Origin of the sequence: Devosia ginsengisoli (assembly GCF_007859655.1) — a bacterium.
Taxonomy (GTDB): Bacteria; Pseudomonadota; Alphaproteobacteria; order Rhizobiales; family Devosiaceae; genus Devosia; species Devosia ginsengisoli.
This window is the reverse complement of the sequence record NZ_CP042304.1, coordinates 3,812,841-3,831,553: the sequence shown is the minus strand read 5'-3', so window position 1 is coordinate 3,831,553 and position 18,713 is coordinate 3,812,841. Positions and strand designations below refer to the sequence as shown.

Genomic DNA, 18,713 nt, shown 5'->3' with positions numbered 1-18,713 from the left:
GGCTCAGTCCGCAACCGATAGGTCGGGGACGACCGCACCGATATTGTAGCCCTCGAGCTGGGCCGATCCGGCGCCACCATTGGCGAAGTTGAGAATGGTCGCCGTACCCGGCGTGACCGGGATGACGCGCGAGGGCGGCAGGCCTAGAAATTCATGGCAGGCGGCGCGGATTACCCCGCCATGGACAATGGCCAGGATGTCACCCTCGCCGCGCCCCATCCAGTCGCGGATGCCGCTGGTAATGCGCTCGCGGAAGGCCGCCCAGGTCTCCGCGCGTGGCGGCGTGAACGTGCCGGCGCGCCAGGCATGATATTCGTCGGCATGCTGGGCGATCAGCTCCGCCTTGACCCGCCCGGTCCACTCGCCCATGTCCAGCTCCCGCAGCCGGGAATCGGCGGGACAGTCGCCATGCCCGATGATCTGCGCGGTCTGGCGCGTCCGCCCCAGATCGGACGAGACAACCCGCTGCGGCTGCAGCGCGCGCGCAAAACCCAGGAAGCGCAGCGCCTGCTGGATACCACGCTCGGACAGGTCCGAATTGTCCTGCCCCTGCAGGCGCTGTTCGGCATTCCAGGTGGTCTCGCCGTGGCGCAACAGAATAAGTCTCATTGGGCAACCCTTTCGCCGCCGCTGGTAAAAATGGCATCGGGATCGCGCAGGAAGCTGAGCTGGATCGCATCGCCCGGCGCCGCCTGGAAATAGCCGTCGACGAGGCCCGTGAAACGCAGGTCGCCCACCATGGCCGTCACCATGGTCTGGCCGGCAATCGGCGCGGCCTCCGAGAAAGTGGCGGCAATCGAGGGGCGTCCCTCGACCACCCCCACGCCGATATCCTGGGCCCGGTAGAGCAGCTGTGCCGTGGTGAGGCCGGGCGCCAAGGCGGCGTCGGCCAGCGGCAGGTCGCCGAAGGCCAGGCTGTCACCACGCTTCTCGACCGGCAACAGGTTGGCCGGTGGCGTGCCGAGAAATGTCGCGACGAACGTGGTCTGAGGCTGGCGTAGCAGGTCGATGGGCGCGCCGAACTGTTCCACCCGGCCATTGTTGAGCACGGCTACATGGGTCGCCATTGTCATGGCTTCCACCTGGTCGTGGGTCACATAGACCGAGGTCGCCCCGGTCGCCCGGTGAATACGCATCAATTCGCTGCGCATCTCGATGCGAAGCTTGGCATCGAGGTTGGATAGTGGCTCGTCGAACAGCAGGATGGCCGGCTTGGGGGCAATGGTGCGGGCAATCGCCACGCGCTGCTGCTGGCCGCCCGAGATTTCGGCCGGATAGCGATCGCGCAATTCATCGATGCCCAGCAGGGCCAGCACTTCGGCAACGCGCGCATCGCGCATTTCCTTGTTCCATTTGGCCACTTTGAGCGGCCAGGCAATATTGTTGGCCACGGTCATATGCGGCCAGAGCGCGTAACTCTGGAAGACCAGCCCGGCATTGCGCTGACGCGGGTCGGACAGGACGCCGCCGGTACCGCTCGACACCGTCTGGCCGAGAAAGGCGATCTCGCCCGCAGAGGGCTCATCGAGCCCCGCCAGCATGCGCAGCAGGGTCGACTTGCCGCAGCCCGAGGGACCCACCAACACCAGGAAGGCGCCCTTGGGGACCGCGATGTCGATATGGTCGACGGCGGTGAAAGTGCCGAAGCGCTTGACCAGGTCGGTGATGCGGATGGCATCGGCTGTCGTCGTGTTCAGGGCATTCATGATTGCTTCCACTTCTGGACACGGGCCTGCAGCGCCTGGGCGACGAGCGAGGCCGTGAGGCAGATGACGAGAATGAGAAGAGTGATGGCGTTGGCGAACTGCATGAAGCCTTCCGACGCATAGCGATAGGCCACCATGGACAGCACCGGCGAGGTGGCGCTGAACAGCAGGACGACCAGCGAGAGGTCACGGACCATCTTGACGAAGACCAGGATGGCGCCGGCCAGCAGTCCGCGGATGGCGAGCGGAAAGACGATCACCAGCATGCGGCGGATCGGATGGGCGCCAGTGAGCTTGGCGCTTTCCTCGATATCGGCCGAAACCTGACCCAGGACCGACCGGCCCGACTGCACCGCATAGGGCAGGTTATGGGCGGCGGCGGCGATCACCAGCAGGGTGAACGTGCCGTAGAGCGAGGGGAACGGCCCGATCGGCGCACCGAACAGCGCGATATAGGCGGCCGCGAAGGCGATGCTGGGAATGAGCAGCGGCATGAAGGCCAGTTGGCTCAGCACATTGGCCAGCACCGTGCCCTTGCGGCGCACGATGGTATGGGCCAGGGCCAGCCCGATCACCATGGTGATGACAGCCACAGTGGCGCCGAGCTTGATGGTGTTCCACAAGGCGTCGATCAGCACCGGGTTGCGGAAGATGCCCGCCGTGCCCTGTGCGAGTACGCCGCCGCCCTCCCCGATCCAGAAATGCAGCGTCCAGTTGGAGAACAGCGCGCCGCTCTGGGGTGCCAGGCTCGAAGCCGCCAGCACCAGCACTGGTACGACCGTGGTCATGCAACCGAGCAGCACGGCGATGACGAAAAGCGGCCAGCGCCAGGCACCCAGCGCAAAGCGTTTGGTGCGCCCGCCCTTGCCGGTCACGGTCACGAAGGCCTTACGGCCCGATACCAGCCGGTCGGAGAAGAACAGGAACGTCGCCGAGACGAGGATCAGCAACAGCGCCAGGACGAAGCCGCGCTCGCTATTGCCGGTCTCGATCATGCCGAAGAGGCGCGTCGAGAGCGTTTGCATGCGCACCGGCAAGCCGAGCAGGGCCGGCGCCGCGAAGTTGGAAACCGCACCGGCAAAGGTGAGGGACGCTGCAGCAATCAGGGCCGGGGTCACCACAGGCAGGATGATGCCGAAGAAAATGCGGGGCCGCTTGGCGCCGGCCATCTGCGCTGATTCGATGAGATCGGCGCCGATCGAGCTCAGCGCAGCCGCGATGATTGTATAGGCGAGTGAATAATAGTGGGCGATCAGCACGACCAGCGTCGGCAGCAGGCCCCAGGCCAGCCAGTCGGGAATGGCGATGCCACTGACCTCGAAGAACCCCGCCGATCCACCCAGCCGGGAATTGCGGAACAGCGTGCCCCAGGCCAGAGCCGCGGCGAAGCTGGGGATCATGAATGGCAGGGTTGAGAGGACCCCGAGAAATTTCGCCCCCGGCACATCCGTCAGCACGACCAGCCAGGCGAGAAACCCGCCAAGCAACAGGCACCCGGTGGCCACGCCGATGCCCAGCGTCAAGGTATTGAGCAGCGGCCGCCACCAGAGATTTTCCGAGAGCGGGCTGGCCAGAACCGACTGCCAGGCCGCCAGGCCCTCGGGCGTCAGTGTCACCAGCAGGATCTTGATCAGTGGCGCGATGACGAGCACCGCCACCATCAGGATCAGGAGCAGGGGCGTGATGTTTTCGGACCGGAACAGTCGCCTGCCGGATGCCAGAGTCAGGGGTATTGATGTCATGGGATTTCCCTCGGGCGGGGTGACCGGCACGCATATGCGTGCCGGTCTCGCGCCTATTGCAGGGTAATGATCAGGTCGGCGATGCGGCCGCGGGCAGCCGCAGTGGCGGCCGGGTCGATCGTCCAGGCGTTGAGTTCGTCCAGCGGCACCGAATCCGGATCGTCGGTGATGGTGGAGCGCACGGCATAGTCGCCGGGCACGTTGAACGGCTCGAAGCCCGGCCCGCCGCTGGCGCTGTCGTCGCCATACATGAAGTCGATCACCAGCCGTGCCGCCGCCGGATGGGGCGCCTTGTCGGCCACGGTCAGGACGGCGGGGAACAGGATGCCGTTGGCCGGAACCACGTCATTGGCCACCTGGAGCGCCCAGCCTTCATCCTCGTTGTCGCGGCGGTCCGAATAGGTGCCGAAAGCGACCGGAGGATCGGCAGCTTCGACATCGCCCACCGATTCATTGAGCACGTCGCTATTGGCGACGAGGATCAGATCGTTCTCGAACAGGTCGCGCACGAATTGCTCGCCGGCCCCCTGCAGGTCGCCATCGACCTGGATCGGTGAGCCGAACTGGGCCTCATAGGCGGCGGCCATCTCGTCGGGATGGAGAGCAATTTCGGTCAGCAGGTCGAGCAGTTCGCCGCGCTGGCTGGGATCGACCATCAGCACCTTGCTGCGCCATTCAGGCAGGGTGAGCTGCCAGAGGTTGCTGATAGGCGAGCCATCGGGATAAGCCGCCTCGTTATACATCAGCACCTTGGTGGATAGGCGATGCACGGCGAGCGGCTGCTGCAAGGCAGGCTCGATTTCGCCGGCCACGCGCGGCGGCATGTAATTGTGAATACGGCCCTGAGCGAGCAGGTCGCCATAAACGATGGGCGTATCGGCCAGGTAGAGCACATCGACGGCATAGACGCCGGCCTGCTGCTCGGCCACCACACGGGCGATCTGCTTGGTGGAACTCAGATCGACACCGACCAGGTCCACGCCTGGATACTGCGCCTCGAACGCCGCCTCGACGCGGGCAATGCGGCTGGACAGCGAGAAGACCACGACCTGCCCTTCCTTCTGGGCGAGGGGCAGCAATTCCTCTGATGTCATCGCATCCAGAAACGGCAGCGCTTCCTCGGGGCTCATTGCGCTGATATCCTGGGCATAGGCCGATAGCGGCAGGCAGGCCGCTGCGAGCAGCAGGGCTGACTTGATAGCGTTCAACATTCCAACTTTTCCTCCGTTAGTCGAAGCGATCGAACAGCTTCGACAGTTTTTCCAGCTTGCCCATCATTTGTTTTTCGTGCCGGCCGGCTATCGTCAGCAGGATGCCGTTGACGATGGCAAACGGGACTGTCGGGGTCTGGAATTCACTGCCCGACCGGCCACGCGGCGCGGCGAGCATAAGATCGGCCTTGGGCTCCATGGTCGGCCCGGCCAGATCGGAAACGAGTATGGTCTTGGCGCCGACCTCGGCTGCCTGTTCCAGCAGCGCGCGATAGCTGTCGGGCTGCTTGCGGAAAGCCAGCGCGAAGACCACGTCGTTCTGGTCGAGATCGACGAGCCGTTCGGCGATGTCCCGCCCGCGCCCGGTCAGCGCCACAGTGGTCATACCGAAGCGATCAAGACGGCGCTGCAGGAACGACGCCACGGACAAAGCATGGCCCTGCCCGAAGATGAAGACGCGCTTGGCGCCGAACAGCAGGTCGGCCGCCTGGTCCACATCGGACTGCGGCACGGCGCTGGCGAGCACTTCGAGCGCCGCCACTTCCTTGGCGATCAGGTCCGCCAGGTAGCCGCCGTGTTCGACCGTGGCCACGGAGCGGCGCATGCGGTCGGCGGCGTCCTGCCCCGCCAGCAATTCGCGCTGCAGCTGGGCCCGCATTTCCGGGTAGCCCTTGTAGCCCAGCTTCTGCGCCAGGCGCGTGGCAGCGGCTTCGTGCACGCTGGCGCGTTCGGCCAGTTGCGGGCCCGAAAGAAAGGCCGTTTCCGCCCGGTCGTCGAACACCGTGGCGATGATCTTGCGGTCGGCGTCGGTCAGTTTGGCAGAGTGGGCATTCACCCGGTCGAGGACTTTCATCACCGTTCCTGCAATTATCTTTGCAAGACAATATTTCTTCGCAAAGATCGTTGCTGTCAATAGGTGCAGCGCAAAATCCGTCGGGCAGATGCCATGGCGGATTACCGCGGCCAGCGCGGCCGCGGCGCTATGTCGCCAGGAAATTCAGGGGTAGCAGCAAGTTAGATGGCGCGGCAGAGATCGGCTATGCCGATAATTCCGGCGTCGCCACCCAGGCTCGCCGGCTTGATCACCGGGCGCAGATGGCTCGGCTCCTGCGACAGTCGGGCGATCAAGGGGGCGCGAAATTGCGGCAGCATGCCGATGCCGCCGCCCAGCACGACGACCTCAGGATCGATCAGTCTTTGCAAATCACCCAGCGCCACGGCCAGGTCTTCGACCGCTTCATCGAGCAGCGCTACGGCCCATGGCAGGCCGTTCTCGACCGAAGCAAAAATCTCATGCGTGGTGGCGGCATGGCCGAGAGCGGCTGCCGATGCAGCCATGCCGAAACCCGAAGCGCGCGTCTCGAGGCGTTCGGCGCCCGATGCGCCCCTGGTCTGGCCGAGACTGCCGCCCAGGCCATTGGCGCCCTGCAACAGCCTGCCCTGCAGAACGATCCCGCCGCCAATGCCGGACGACACGGTGACAAACACCATGTCCTGCGCGCGACCGGCCCCATGGCAATACTCGCCCCAGGCCGCGGCCTGTGCGTCGTTGAACGCAATGGCCGGCACGCCAAACAGCGCCGTCAGCCGCTCGACCAGCGGCGTGCGCTCAGGAATGGCCAGCGTGCGCGGATTGAGTGCCGACCAATGACCATCCTGCACCACGCCGGTCACGGCGGCGCCGACCGCGTCGTAGCGCCCCCGCCAGTCGGCGGCCAGCGCGCCGATCGTGGCGAACCATGCATCCGTGCCGACGCCCTGCGGCGTCGGTATCGTCTGCCGTTCGAGAATGTCGCCATTCCGGACCAGCGCCGCCAGTGTCTTGGTGCCGCCGACATCGAGCGCCAGCACGGTAGCCGTGCTGCTCCTGACCGCCTGGTCCACCGCATTGCGGAACCATTCGGTGACATGCTCAGTGCGGGTGATTGCCGAGCCGACACAGACCGCGCTGGCGCCCGCTGCCATGGCCGAGGCTGCCGTGGCGGGGGTATTGTAGCGCCCTTCCGCAACGACCACTCCACCCAGGCGGCGGCAGGCCGCCACGAAACCGAGGTCGGGTGCGGCCGGAACCGGTCCGCCGGTATAGCCGGACATGGTGGTACCGAGAATGTCGAAGCCGAGTTGCTTGGCAACCCTGGCTTCCGCCTCCGTCGCCAGGTCGGCCATGGCGAGGCACCCCGCGGCATGAATGGCGGCCAGCAATTCGGCCACCGGCACCGGGCGAACCCGGTCGGTGCCGTCAACGGCGATGACCGTCGCGCCCGCAGCGGCCAGCGCCTCGACATCGGCGATGAACGGGGTGATGCGCACCGGGCTATCGGGCAGGTCGCGCTTGATGATGCCGATGATCGGCAGGTCACAGGCTCCGGCCACGGCCGCCACATTGTCCGCCCCCTCAATGCGCAGGGCGCGCGCGCCGCCATTGCGGGCGGCCTGGGCGAAGGCGACGATGGCCGGGATCGTGTCGAGCGGTCCATCATCGACCGGCTGGCAGGACACGATCAGGCCACCCGCGAGGTCGGTCAGGAATTGGGTATGGTGCGGCACGGATCGCGGTCCTTCAGGCGTCAGAGAATATCGTCGCGGATGCAGGCGCGCAGATGCCCCGGCGCCACTTCACGCAAGGCCGGAACGTCGCCGGCACAGGCCTCGATGGCAAACGGGCAACGGGTCCGGAACACGCATCCCGACGGCGGATTGGCGGGGCTCGGAATATCGCCGGTCAGGATTTGCCGCTGCGGGCGCGTCGCCGGATCGGGCGATGGAATGGCCGAGAGCAGTGCGCGCGTATAGGGATGGCTGGGCCTGGCATAGAGATCGGCGGCGGGCGCCATTTCCATGATGCGGCCGAGATAGAGCACGATGACCGTGTCGCAGATATATTCGACCACGGCTAGGTCGTGGGAGATGAACAGCATGGTCAGGCCGAGACGCACCTGCAAATCCCGCAGCAGGTTGATGACCTGCGCCTGGATCGACACGTCGAGCGCCGAGACCGGTTCGTCAGCCACGATGAATTCAGGGTCGAGCGTCAGGGCACGGGCAATGCCGATGCGCTGGCGCTGGCCGCCGGAAAATTCATGGGCGTAGCGGTCGAAGGCATCGACCGGCAGTTCCACCGCCACCAGCGCCTGTTCCGCGCGGGCGCGCCGTTCGGCCCGCGTGCCGATACCCTGGATATCGAGCCCTTCGGTCAGCACCTGCCCAATGGTCATGCGCGGCGACAGGCTGGCGAACGGGTCCTGGAAAATATACTGCATCTTGCGCCGCTGCCGACGCAATTGCTCGCCCGAAAGCGTGGTGACATCGACCCCGTCCAGCATGACTTCGCCACTGGTCGGCTCGATCAGGCGCAGCACCGAGCGGCCGATCGTGGTCTTGCCCGAGCCGGATTCGCCGACCAGCCCGACCACCTGGCCGCGTGGAATATCGAAGGAAATATCCTGCAGCGCCTTGACGACCGGCCCCCGGGAAAAGGCGGCCGGCTTGAAATGCTTGGAGAGGTTTCTGACCGATAGATAGGGCTGTTGCATGATCAGAGTTCCTGCCAGCGGATGCAGCGGCTTTTCTGCGTCGGCGTCGTCTCGACCAAAGCCGGCATGGCAGCGCTGCAGTCGGCGATGGCGTAGTCGCAGCGATTGGCAAAGGCGCAGCCCTTGGGCAGGTTGCGCAGTGACGGCACATTGCCGCGAATGGTGGGCAGAGGTGTGCCGGCGCGCTTGAGCGCTACCGCCTGGCCCAGCCGGGGCACCGAGCGCAGCAGGCCCTTGGTATAGGGGTGCCGCGGATGGACGAAAACCTCCGCCACCGGCCCCGACTCGACGATCCGGCCGGCATACATGACCACGACACGATCGGCGATCTCGGCCACGACACCCAGATTGTGGGTGACGAACAGAATGCCCATGCCGCGCTCGCGCTGCAGCTTCTGCAACAGATCGAGAATCTGCGCCTGGATGGTGACATCCAGCGCCGTGGTCGGCTCATCGGCAATCAGCATGCGCGGGTCGCAGGCCAGCGCCATGGCAATGGTCACGCGCTGCCGCATGCCGCCCGAAAGCTCGTGCGGATATTGCTGGGCGCGGCGGGCGGGGTCGGGAATGCCGACATCGGCCAGCAGCCGCACGGCATCGGCCGCGGCCTCGCGATGCGACTTGCCCAGATGGATGCGGATCGGCTCGGCGATCTGCTCGCCCACCGTGTATACGGGATTGAGGCTGGTCATGGGTTCCTGGAACACCATGCCGATGTCATTGCCCCGGATCTGGCGCAGGGTTTCGTCTGGCATGGCGGCCAGGTCAACGACCTCGCCGCTTTTGCGCGACAGCATGACCTTGCCTGCGGCGATGCGGCCCACCCGCTTGGGCAGCAGGCCCATCACCGACAGGCTCGTCACCGATTTCCCCGAACCGGATTCGCCGACCAGCGCCACGGTCTCGCCCGCCGCGATGGTCAGTTCCATGTCCTCGACGGCGGCAATTTCGGCGCCGCCGATCCGGAACACGGTGCGTAGTCCAGCAATGTCGAGGATCGGGGCGCCCATGGTCAGCCGAGCAATCCGACGGATTTGAGCACGGCGTCGACCTTGACCGTTTCCTCGTCATTGAGGTGGCGCTGCGGCCGCGCCATGGTGTTGCCGGCGATGATGCCGAGCTGGCGCATCGCCGTCTTGAAGGCGCCGACACCGGCCGAACCGGCGCTGGTGCGGGCCGTCGAAATCCAGACGATCTCGAACAGCTTGCACAGCCGCTCCTGCTCGGCACGGGCACCGGCGAAATCGCCTGCCTGCACCAGATTCCACAATTTGACATAGCCGTGCGGATCGACATTGGCGAGACCGGGTACGACGCCGTGGGCGCCCATGGCCAGCACGCTGTCGACCACGATTTCCGAGCCGGTCATGCCGAAGAAACTGGCATCGTCCTCCATGTCGGCCAGCACATAGCGCAGGTTGCCGTCATCGCCGCTGGAATCCTTGAGGCCGACAATGGCGCCTTCCCTGGCCAGCGTCACTGTGGTCTTGCGGTCGAGCTTCAGCCCGACGCAGACGGGAATGTCATAGGCGATGACCGGCAGGTCCACCGCATCCCTGATGTAGCGGAAGTGGTCCACGGTCTCGGCCTGGTTGGTCCGCGTGTAGAAGGGCGCAGTCACCACCACGGCGTCGGCGCCGGCCGCCTTGGCAATGCGCGAGTGGTTGATGACGCGGTCGGTCGTCGGGTCGATCGTGCCGACCAGCACCGGCACCCGGCCATTGGTGATCTTGATGGCATGGTCGACAATGGCCTTGCGGGTCTCTGCATCGTGGAACACCACTTCGCTGGTCGAGCCGAGCACGAAGAGGCCGTGGACACCGGCATCGATCATGTTCTCGAGCACGCGGGTGAAGGACGCATAGTCCACGGTGAAGTCGGTGTTGAGTGGCGTTACGACGGGAGGGACGACGCCGGTAAACAGGGGCATTTCAGAAAACCTTCAGGGTCAGTTGAGAGCGGAGCGAGGGTCGAACGCGTCGCGCAGGCCGTCGCCGATGAAATTGATGGCCAGCACGGTCAGCACCAGGGCCGCGCCGGGAAACATCCATTGCCAGGGATATTGTTCGAGCACGACGGTGGAGCGCGCCAGGTTGAGCATATTGCCCCAACTGGCCTCGGGCGGCGCGATACCCAGCCCGAGGAAGGACAGGCCCGCCTCGAGCAGGATGGCATTGGCAACCTGCAAGGTGGCGTAGACCACCAGGATGTCGATGCAATTGGGCAGGCCATGCTTGAACAGCAGGTGGGGCACGCTGGCGCCCATGCCGCGCGCCGCCACGACGAAGTCGCGCTCGCGCAGTTCAAGCAGGCGGGCGCGCACCATGCGCGACAGGGTCGGCCAGGACAAAAGCGAGATCACCAGGATGGTCGGCATGATGCCGGTGCCGGCAATCGAGGCGAGGACCAAGAGGAAAATCACCGGCGGCAGGGTCATGGCGAGATCGACCAGCCGCATGAGCGAGGCATCGACGACGCGGCCGCCAAAGCTGGCAAAGGCACCGACCAGGAAACCGATGACGATGGAAATCGCCACCGAAACCACAGCCACGATCAGCGAAACCCGGCCACCCTGCAGCAGCCGTGCCATCACGTCGCGGCCGACGCCGTCGCTGCCCAGCCAGTGTTCGGGCGACGGTCCCTTGTTGAGCGCGCGCAGGTCGATGGCGTTGGGCCCCAGCCCCCACCACCAGTCATAGGTGACGATGGCGATGAGGATGGGCAGGAAGATTGCCAGCCCGACCATGGCGGCACGGTTGCCGAAAAAGCGCTCGATGGAGCGGCGGGTCGGACCCCTGGTCCGCTCGATGGGGGCGGTCGCTGCATCACTCATGTCAGGCCACCTGGATGCGCGGATCGACCGCGGCGTACGTGATATCGGTCAGCAGGTTCACCGCGATCACGCAGGCGCCGACGATCAGCGTGGCGCACATGATGACGGGGTAGTCGCGCGTATTGACCGCGTTGACCAGCAGCAGGCCCATGCCCGGCCAGTTGAAGACGCTTTCGAGGAAGATGGCGCCACCGACGGCGATGCCGATGGTCGAGCCGATCAGGGTGACCACGGGCAACAGGGCATTGCGCGTGGCATGCTTGATGATCACCCAGAATTCGCGCACGCCCTTGGCGCGCGCCGTGCGGACATAGTCCTGGTTGAGCACTTCGAGCAGCGAGGAGCGCATATAGCGCATGATGAGCGCGGCATGGCCGATGGACAGCAGGAAAGCCGGCAGGATGAGGTGGGACAGCAGGTCGGCCGCGGAAAACGGGGCGCCCGGCGTCAGCATACCGCCAGATGGGGCCCAGCGCAGTTGCACCGAAAAGAAGTAGAGGCCGAGCAGGGCGGTGAGGAAAGCCGGGCTCGATATGCCGATGGACGAGGTGACCGACAGCGCGACGTCGGTCACCGAATTGCGGCGCACGGCGCTGATGATGCCGGCGGCGATGCCCAGCACGATGGCGAGCAGCATGCCCGTGCCCATCAGCAGCACAGTCGGTCCGATGCGTTCGAGCACCAGCGGCAGCACGGATACCCCGGCGCGCTGGGTGGAGAAGCCGAAATCGCCCGATATGGCAGCCCGCAGCCAGCCGAAATATTGCACCGGCAGCGGCTGGTCGAGACCGAGCCGGGCGCGGAGCGCGGCAAGCTCATCCATCGAAAGAGGTGCGGCGGGATTGATATAGGCGTCGATCGCATCACCCGGCGCCAGGCGCAGCAGCACGAAGACGAGGACGCTGAGGGCAATCAGCATCAACAGTCCAATGCCGATACGGCGTGCGATGTAATTCAACATGGCCAGGTCCGGTGTGAATGGTAGGCGGCGCGGATTGACCGCGCCGCCGAGCGCAGGGGAGAACCGCGCTTACTTGATGTCCCAGAGTTCGGGATGGGCAGCGAAGGGGCCACCGGCCGGTGCCGGCGTCCAGACGAAGTCGACCAGGTTGGCCGATGCCACGCCATAGCGGTTGGCGACCCACATCGTGGCCCAGGGCAGTTCCTCGTTCATCACCTTGCAGACATCCTGCCAGCGGGCGTCGACCTGGCTGGCATCGGTCTCGCCGATGGCCGCATCGAAAGCAGCGCTTAGATCGTCGAACTCGATGCGCATGATGTTGGCGCCGGCCGGCGGCAGCTGCGACTTGTTGAGGCCGACATTGATACCCGCCGGATTGGGCCCGTTCTGCAGGCCCGCATAGATCAGCGGGAATTCGTTCCAGTCGGGGTTGTTCTCCTGGTAGACGGTGCCGTTATAGGTCGGCACGTCGACGACGCGCGGTACGACATTGACGCCGACCTGGGCCAGCATGGCCTGCACGGCGGCCATGACATTGGCGGCTTGGGGCGAGCCGTAATAGGTCAGCCAGGTGATCGGCTTGTCGCCGTTGAGATCGGCCCAGCCGGCTTCGTCGAGCAGCGCCTTGGCCTTTTCCGGGTCATAGGCGTAGTCGTTGAGACCCTCGGGCACCAGGTGCGGTGCGACATAGCCGCAATTGGCCAGCTTGGCAGCGCCGCCATAGAGGCTTTCGACGATCGCGGCGCGGTCGATGGCATACATGAAGGCCTGGCGGACGCGAACGTCCTTCCACAGATCGACCTTCTGGTTGAAGCCAATGTAGTTGACCACATAGGAGTCGCCTTCGATGACCGTGAAGGCCTCGTTGCCGGCAAAGGTCGCGGCGTCTTCCGGCTCGACATAGGTGAACTGGATTTCACCGGCGCGGAGCGCGGCCACGGCGGCAGCCGGGTTCTCGAAATAGCGGTTGATCAGCCGGTCGACCTTGGGCGCACCGCGCCGGTAGTCCTCGTCGGCAGCCAGTTCGACATACTGGTCGGTGACATATTTGGTGAACTTGAACGGGCCGGTGCCGATGGGCGTGGTCGACCACCAGGTGCTGGTGGCGATGCTCTCGGGCGCGATCGAAGCCAGCGCATGCTCGGGCAGGATCATGACCTGCGCCAGCACCGACAGCAGGCCGCCATCGGCCTCCGACAGCGTCACGACGACCGTGCGGTCATCGGGCGCCTCGACATTGGCGATCTTGCCCAGGCGGCCGGTAAAGACGCTGCCCGAAGCCGCGTCGCGGATCAGGTCGAGGGTGAACTTGACGTCGGCCGAGGTGAAGGCCTCGCCGTCATGCCATGTCTCTTCGGCCAGGTTGAACGTGTAGGTCAGCATGTCGTCGCTGACGGTATAGTCGGTGGCCAGATCGCCCTCGATGGCGTTCAGCTCCGCATTATAGATCACCAGCGGCTCGAAATAAGTGTTGAGCCAGGTAAAGCCACCGGTCGCGGCCAGCGGATTGAAGTTTTTGGGGAACCCGCCCGGGCCGACATCGAAGCCGCCGGTAATGGTCTTTGCGTCCTGCGCGAAGGCAGGCGTGGTGAGTGCCGTTGCACCAAGCAGCAGGCCGCCGATGGCCAGAGCTTGCGTGATAGTCCTGATATGCATGGTTTTCCTCCCCGGAAAGATCAGGCTTTGGATGGTTCTGTGCGGTTCCTGGCAATGACCTGCTGGATGCCGCGGTAGTGATCGTCCAGGCGCTTGCGTGCCTGCTCTACGTCCTTGCGGGCGACCGCTTCGACGATTTCGTGATGGTCCCGCCACGTATCGAGCGGCTCGGGATTGTCGAGATTGTTGAAGTTGGAGGCCTTATTGAAAGCCGTCCAAAAGATGTCGATCAACGCGCTCAACATGTGATTGTTCTGGCAACGGAACAGCAGCTGGTGAAAGCGCTGGTCCTCCTCGGCAAAGCTCTCCTGCCGCTCGGCCCGCACCTTCATGCGCGCCGTGACATCGCGCAAAGCGGCTAGGTCCGCCTCGCTGATCATGGCAATGGTCTTGCCGATCAGCCCGGTTTCGAGCACGCGGCGGATTTCGCGCAATTCCTCGACGTCGCGCAGCGAGTCCTGCAGACCATAGGCCAGGTTGTCGAGCAGCGGCTTGAACGAGAATTCCTTGACGAAGACGCCGATGCCGCGCCGCGTCTCGAGGATACCCAGGGATTCCAGCGCCTTGATCGCTTCGCGCATCGAATTGCGCCCCACGCCCAATTGCTGGGCCAGGAAGGTTTCGGGCGGCAGCGGGTCGCCGGCCTTGAGCTGGTTGGTCTCGATATAGTCCTTGAGACTCTCCTGCACGGTGACATGGAGGAGAGGGGCCCGGCTCAACGGCGTCATCGATTTCAAATTCGACATCGTGGTCCTCGTTTATCTGTTCCAGCTTTTCTGGGCGGCACAGATCGACACCGTCAACGCTTGTTGTATAGCGACATATGGGATATCCTGCAAGTCGATATTGGATAGGTAACCAAAGCATGAAGATTGCGTTGTTCGGAACCAGCCATTGGCACGCGGAAATGCACTTGGATGCAGCGCGTGCAGCGGGCGCGACAGTGGTTGGCGTATGGGACGAAAACCCGGCCCATGCCGCAGCATTCGGCGAAAAACACGCGCTGCCCGCCGCGGCCACCATGGGCGAGGGGCTGGCATTGGAGCCCGATCTCGTCGTGCTGATGGGGCACCCATCCACCCTGCCGGCCCGCGCGCATGCGCTGATCGAAGTGGGCATTCCCCTGATTCTGGAAAAGCCCGCCGCCAGTAGTACGGCAGCCATCGCGGAACTGGCCCAGCTTGCTAGCGCACGCGGCACCTTTGTCGGCATACCACTGCCCAACCGCTTCGGCCCGATCTTCAGCGCCTTCAGGCAATTGCAGGAGACCGGTCGCGCCGGCAGGCTGGCCCATGCCAGCTTCCGGCTGGTGAATGGGCCGCCGGAGCGCTATCGCCAGGATGCCGTGGGCTGGCTGCTCGATCCCCCCATTGGCGGTGGCGGCGCCTTGCGCAATCTGGGCATTCACGGCGTCGATGCCGTGCTGAGCCTGGCGCAGGGGCCGGTCACCCTGGTCTCGGCCAATATCGGCAATCGCATCCATGACGAGGCGGTGGACGACCATGCCCTGCTGGTGCTGACCGATACGGCCGGCACGCTGTTCACTGTCGAGGCCGGCTATACCTATGCCTCCATGGCGCCCGGCGGCGAATTCGAATGGCGGATGGTGACGGCCAACGCCACGCTGGTGGATCGCGGCGACAGCGCCAGTTGCGTCACGCTCGATGATGCGAGCACACGCGCATTGCCGCCCGAACCGACGGCCACACGCTATCGCCTCTTCATGGCCGATACGCTGCAGCGCCTGCGCGACGGCCGCCCGCCGGCGATCACCCTTAACGACTATCTCGCGGCGATGACCCTCATCGATGCCGCATATGCAAAGGCAGAATCATGATTGGAATTGGTATCATCGGCGCCGGCCATTTCGGCGCGGTGCATGCAAGGGCGATGGCCGAAGTCGATGGCGTGCAACTGGTCGCCAGTTGCCGCGAGGACCGCGCGGCCGCGGAGCAGTTCGCGCAGGAGCATGGCGGCAGCGCCTATTCCGACTGGCGCCAGCTTCTCGCCGACCCCAAGGTCGATGCCGTGGTCATCGCCACGCCGCACCACCTGCATGAGGAAATCGCCATCGGCGCGGCCCAGGCCGGCAAGCATATCCTCTTGGAAAAGCCGATGGCGCCGACCACGCGCGCCTGCGACGCCATCAATGCCGCCGTGGCCAAGGCCGGCGTCCAGCTCATGGTGGGCCATGTGATGCATTTCGCCCTGCCCTGCCTCAAGGCCAAGGAGGTCCTCGATTCCGGCGTGATCGGCAAGCCGGTGCTGGGATCGAGCTGGATGATCAAGCTGTGGATGGAGAGCAATCGCCGCGACTGGCACAAGAATACCGCCTCGGGCGGCGGCATGCTGATGACGGCCGGCATTCATGCGCTGGACCGGTTGGTCTGGCTGATGGGGCAGGATGTGGTGAGCGTCAACGCGCTGGCCGGCACCTTCTTTCACGAGCAGCAGGCCGATGACAGCGCGCTGATCGGGCTGCGCTTCGCCAATGGCGGCATCGGCCAGGTGCAAAGCATCGGCTATCGCAATGGCGCGGTCGGCTTTGCCATGGACCTGGTCTGCGAAAGCGGCACTCTGCGCATCGATTTCGACCATGGCGTTTCCATCGGCCGCGATGCAGTCTGGACGCCGGTGCCGGATTCGATCGAGCCCGACTGGATGCATCATGCCGTGGCGCGCGAATGGCAGGCGATGCGCGATGCCATAACCGGCGCGGCGCCGGTCGCCGTCAGCGGCGCCTATGCTCGCCAGATTGTCGGAATCATCGAAGCAGTGCATCAGGCTAATGCCGAAAAACGGGAAATCGAGATAAGCCATGTCTAGCCAGTCGACCGAGCAACTCACGCAAGCCTATATCGCGGCCCATCGCGATCCGACCAATCCCGTGCCGGCCGCCAGCCTGCAGGCACTGGACGCGGCCGGCGCCATGGCCGTGCAGGGCGAGGTGCTGCGCCAATTGGGCGAGACCGCATCGGTGGCCAAGGTCGCGGCGCCTGCTGGCGGCCTGGCCCTGGCTGCGCCGATCATCGATAGCTGGGTCGTCAAAAGCGGCGGCACGCTGAAGCTGGATGGCCGCAACCTGATGGGCCTCGAAATCGAGATCGCCGCCGTGCTCAAAAGCGATCTCACGCCCGATATCGCCCACCAGAGCAAGGCGGCCGTGCTGGAAGCGATCGACCATTTCATCGTCGGCATCGAGCTGATCGGCACCCGCATCGACCAGCACAAGCAGGCCGGCCCATTCGGTCCGCTCTCCGATTTCATGGTGACGTCGGGCTATGTGACCGGCCTCCAGGCCATCCCCACCCTGCCCGAAGTCGATGGCCTCCCGATCACGCTGAAGACCGCTGCGGGCACGGCCCAGCTCGGACCGGCCAAACACCCGTTCGGCGGCGTGCTCGAGCCCATCATCGCCTATGCCAGCGCCCCCTTCGACCATTTCGGCGGCCTGCGCGCCGGCATGACCATCACCACCGGCTCCCTCTGCGCCCTCATCGAAGTCCCCCCAACCGGTACCGCAACCCTGCAGCTCGGCGATTTCGACCCAGTCTCGCTGACCCTGTCCTGAAACGGCGGTTAGTAGACAGGTCTGTCTGCATGACATAAGCTATGCAGGCAGACCAAAACCAGGACTCGGGATACGCTAGGCAAATGCTGAGAACCTCCGCTTACCGGCCGTGGAGTCTGCCGGTGGCAGACCATCCCCCGATCGGCGCCTGACATGGGCACGACCCGCCAGCGCAAACTGACCGGCTTGCACCAGTTTCTCGACGCTGAGCAACAGCGCAACTGGATGGAAGGCAAGACCAGTCTGCCCGACGTCGAGGAGCGCACCGAGTCCCTGGAACTGCGGTTCAAATATACCCCGCGCTTCCAGAAGTTGCTCACTCGCCCCCAGGCACCACAGGTTCTGGAATTTCTCAGGCTCTATGGCCGCAACTGCATCCCCATCCCGCGCAAGACCGAGCGGAATTACTGGTCGGTTTCGTGTCTTCCATCGACATCCGACAAGCCCCTGATCCGCGTCAATGCGAGCTGGATGGAGCTGTTTACGCTCTATGCCGATGGCGAAGACATCCGCGGCCGATTCCTGGTGCACCTATCGGATTTCACCACGGATCAGTCGCTGGAGCAGGACCATGTGGACGAAACTTCCCTCGAACACGCCGTAGCGGCGCCAGAAGACGTCGGCTGTTTCTTCCCACGCGGCGAGAACATGTTCGGCATTAATGTGCGCGGCGCGGCTTCAATCCGCACATTCCTCGCGACCCCTCGAATGCTGCGCGCCATCAGGGCATTCAACCTGACGCATATGAACCGGGGGCGGAATGCCTACCAGGCGAGCCACTGCTACAGCCTGGCGGACTACCTGCTGGGCGATTGAGCGACCCGGCGCGGCGACGCGCGTTAAATCGAAATGGACTCTTCCCGCGTGAACGCGCATCCTGTGGCCTGCGGAGGCCATCATGCAGGAAGAGAGCATCGTTCGCGAAGTTGAAGTCTCGGACGGCAATCAGACCCATAACGCCCGCTATTACGTTGAGCGTGGCGTGTTGCATGCCAGGATTGGCGACAGAATGATTTCCCTCGCCGTCGGCACCCAAACCTCCGACGAGGCAGTGCGCCGGCTGTTGGCAGGCCATATCCAGACCAGGGCCTGGCGCAGGCGCCTCGCCGCACGATGGTTCGGAACGGGCTCGCCAAGCTGAACGTTGTGCCCGTCCCGGTATCCCAGGCCAAATGGAGATCATAAGATGACCTATGAGGATCAAGCCGCAACCGAGCAGCAGCGGGAGATGTATGCCAATTTCCTCGGGCCGCTTTCCCTGGCCATGGCAGCGCTTTGGATTATTGCCGTCCTCATCATGCTCGGGGCCGCCTATAAGGGATCGACCATGAACGAGGCGCCCGCAGCGGCCGTCGACACGAACGCCCCCGCCGCAACCTCGGAAGCCACGCCGCCAGCCGAGCCGGCAGCTCAATAGACCTGCTTTTAGCCGAAGCTAGATGCTCGCAATGAGCGCGCTTGCAGACTGGTTGCATAGTCGAGCAGGCCGGAAAACTGCAC

19 protein-coding genes are annotated in these 18,713 nt (G+C 64.7%); 6 read left to right on the top strand and 13 right to left on the bottom strand.

From position 1 onward, the window contains the following. Positions 1 to 3: 3 nt before the first annotated feature. The 13 genes from FPZ08_RS18765 to FPZ08_RS18705 all read right to left on the bottom strand — a co-directional run bounded on the left by FPZ08_RS18765 (position 4) and on the right by FPZ08_RS18705 (position 14,388). Entirely contained in the window at positions 4 to 609 is a 606-nt protein-coding gene (locus FPZ08_RS18765; protein ID WP_146291787.1) for a histidine phosphatase family protein, read from the bottom strand. Continuing rightward, on the bottom strand, positions 606 to 1,706 hold the full coding sequence (locus FPZ08_RS18760; protein ID WP_146291785.1) for an ABC transporter ATP-binding protein: 1,101 nt from the start codon (positions 1,704 to 1,706) through the stop codon (positions 606 to 608). Before FPZ08_RS18760 ends, FPZ08_RS18765 begins: the two co-directional genes overlap by 4 nt. Further along, a complete protein-coding gene (locus FPZ08_RS18755; protein WP_146291783.1) occupies positions 1,703 to 3,448 on the bottom strand; it encodes an ABC transporter permease in 1,746 nt (581 codons plus the stop codon). The genes FPZ08_RS18760 and FPZ08_RS18755 overlap by 4 nt, the downstream gene beginning before the upstream one ends. Positions 3,449 to 3,501: 53 nt before the next feature. Continuing rightward, positions 3,502 to 4,659, bottom strand: coding sequence for an ABC transporter substrate-binding protein (locus FPZ08_RS18750; protein WP_146291781.1), 1,158 nt, complete (start codon positions 4,657 to 4,659; stop codon positions 3,502 to 3,504). Positions 4,660 to 4,675: 16 nt separating this feature from the next. After that, entirely contained in the window at positions 4,676 to 5,512 is an 837-nt protein-coding gene (locus FPZ08_RS18745) for a MurR/RpiR family transcriptional regulator (protein ID WP_146291779.1), read from the bottom strand. Positions 5,513 to 5,673: 161 nt separating this feature from the next. Continuing rightward, entirely contained in the window at positions 5,674 to 7,206 is a 1,533-nt protein-coding gene (locus tag FPZ08_RS18740) for a putative N-acetylmannosamine-6-phosphate 2-epimerase (RefSeq protein WP_246132713.1), read from the bottom strand. Positions 7,207 to 7,226: 20 nt separating this feature from the next. Next, a complete protein-coding gene (locus FPZ08_RS18735) occupies positions 7,227 to 8,192 on the bottom strand; it encodes an ABC transporter ATP-binding protein (RefSeq protein ID WP_146291777.1) in 966 nt (321 codons plus the stop codon). A 2-nt stretch (positions 8,193 to 8,194) separates the two neighbouring features. Then, positions 8,195 to 9,202, bottom strand: a complete 1,008-nt coding sequence (locus FPZ08_RS18730) for an ABC transporter ATP-binding protein (RefSeq protein WP_146291775.1) — start codon at positions 9,200 to 9,202, stop codon at positions 8,195 to 8,197. Positions 9,203 to 9,204: 2 nt separating this feature from the next. Beyond that, a complete protein-coding gene (locus FPZ08_RS18725) occupies positions 9,205 to 10,122 on the bottom strand; it encodes a dihydrodipicolinate synthase family protein (protein ID WP_146291773.1) in 918 nt (305 codons plus the stop codon). Positions 10,123 to 10,140: 18 nt separating this feature from the next. Continuing rightward, positions 10,141 to 11,025 carry an ABC transporter permease gene (locus FPZ08_RS18720; protein ID WP_146291771.1) on the bottom strand — a complete coding sequence of 295 codons (885 nt, stop codon included), beginning with the start codon at positions 11,023 to 11,025 and terminating at the stop codon, positions 10,141 to 10,143. Between the two features lies 1 nt (position 11,026). Continuing rightward, entirely contained in the window at positions 11,027 to 11,986 is a 960-nt protein-coding gene (locus FPZ08_RS18715; protein WP_146291769.1) for an ABC transporter permease, read from the bottom strand. 69 nt (positions 11,987 to 12,055) lie between these two features. Continuing rightward, positions 12,056 to 13,642 (bottom strand): ABC transporter substrate-binding protein, encoded by a 1,587-nt coding sequence (locus FPZ08_RS18710; RefSeq protein WP_146291767.1) that lies wholly within the window; start codon positions 13,640 to 13,642, stop codon positions 12,056 to 12,058. 20 nt (positions 13,643 to 13,662) lie between these two features. Next, positions 13,663 to 14,388, bottom strand: coding sequence for a FadR/GntR family transcriptional regulator (locus FPZ08_RS18705; protein WP_146291765.1), 726 nt, complete (start codon positions 14,386 to 14,388; stop codon positions 13,663 to 13,665). A 161-nt stretch (positions 14,389 to 14,549) separates the two neighbouring features. Between FPZ08_RS18705 and FPZ08_RS18700 the strand changes: the two genes are divergently transcribed. From FPZ08_RS18700 to FPZ08_RS18675, 6 genes are all read left to right on the top strand, one after another. Then, entirely contained in the window at positions 14,550 to 15,479 is a 930-nt protein-coding gene (locus FPZ08_RS18700) for a Gfo/Idh/MocA family protein (protein WP_246132712.1), read from the top strand. Continuing rightward, the gene (locus FPZ08_RS18695) at positions 15,476 to 16,468 is read left to right on the top strand and encodes a Gfo/Idh/MocA family protein (RefSeq protein WP_146291761.1); all 993 of its coding nucleotides are present in this window, start codon (positions 15,476 to 15,478) and stop codon (positions 16,466 to 16,468) included. Before FPZ08_RS18700 ends, FPZ08_RS18695 begins: the two co-directional genes overlap by 4 nt. Further along, the gene (locus tag FPZ08_RS18690) at positions 16,461 to 17,213 is read left to right on the top strand and encodes a hypothetical protein (RefSeq protein WP_146291760.1); all 753 of its coding nucleotides are present in this window, start codon (positions 16,461 to 16,463) and stop codon (positions 17,211 to 17,213) included. The genes FPZ08_RS18695 and FPZ08_RS18690 overlap by 8 nt, the downstream gene beginning before the upstream one ends. Before the next feature lie 153 nt (positions 17,214 to 17,366). Then, on the top strand, positions 17,367 to 18,029 hold the full coding sequence (locus FPZ08_RS18685; protein ID WP_146291758.1) for a hypothetical protein: 663 nt from the start codon (positions 17,367 to 17,369) through the stop codon (positions 18,027 to 18,029). Positions 18,030 to 18,111: 82 nt separating this feature from the next. Continuing rightward, positions 18,112 to 18,354 (top strand): hypothetical protein, encoded by a 243-nt coding sequence (locus tag FPZ08_RS18680; RefSeq protein ID WP_146291756.1) that lies wholly within the window; start codon positions 18,112 to 18,114, stop codon positions 18,352 to 18,354. A 45-nt stretch (positions 18,355 to 18,399) separates the two neighbouring features. Then, complete coding sequence (locus tag FPZ08_RS18675) at positions 18,400 to 18,630, top strand: hypothetical protein (RefSeq protein WP_146291754.1); 231 nt, start codon at positions 18,400 to 18,402, stop codon at positions 18,628 to 18,630. Positions 18,631 to 18,713 lie beyond the last annotated feature (83 nt).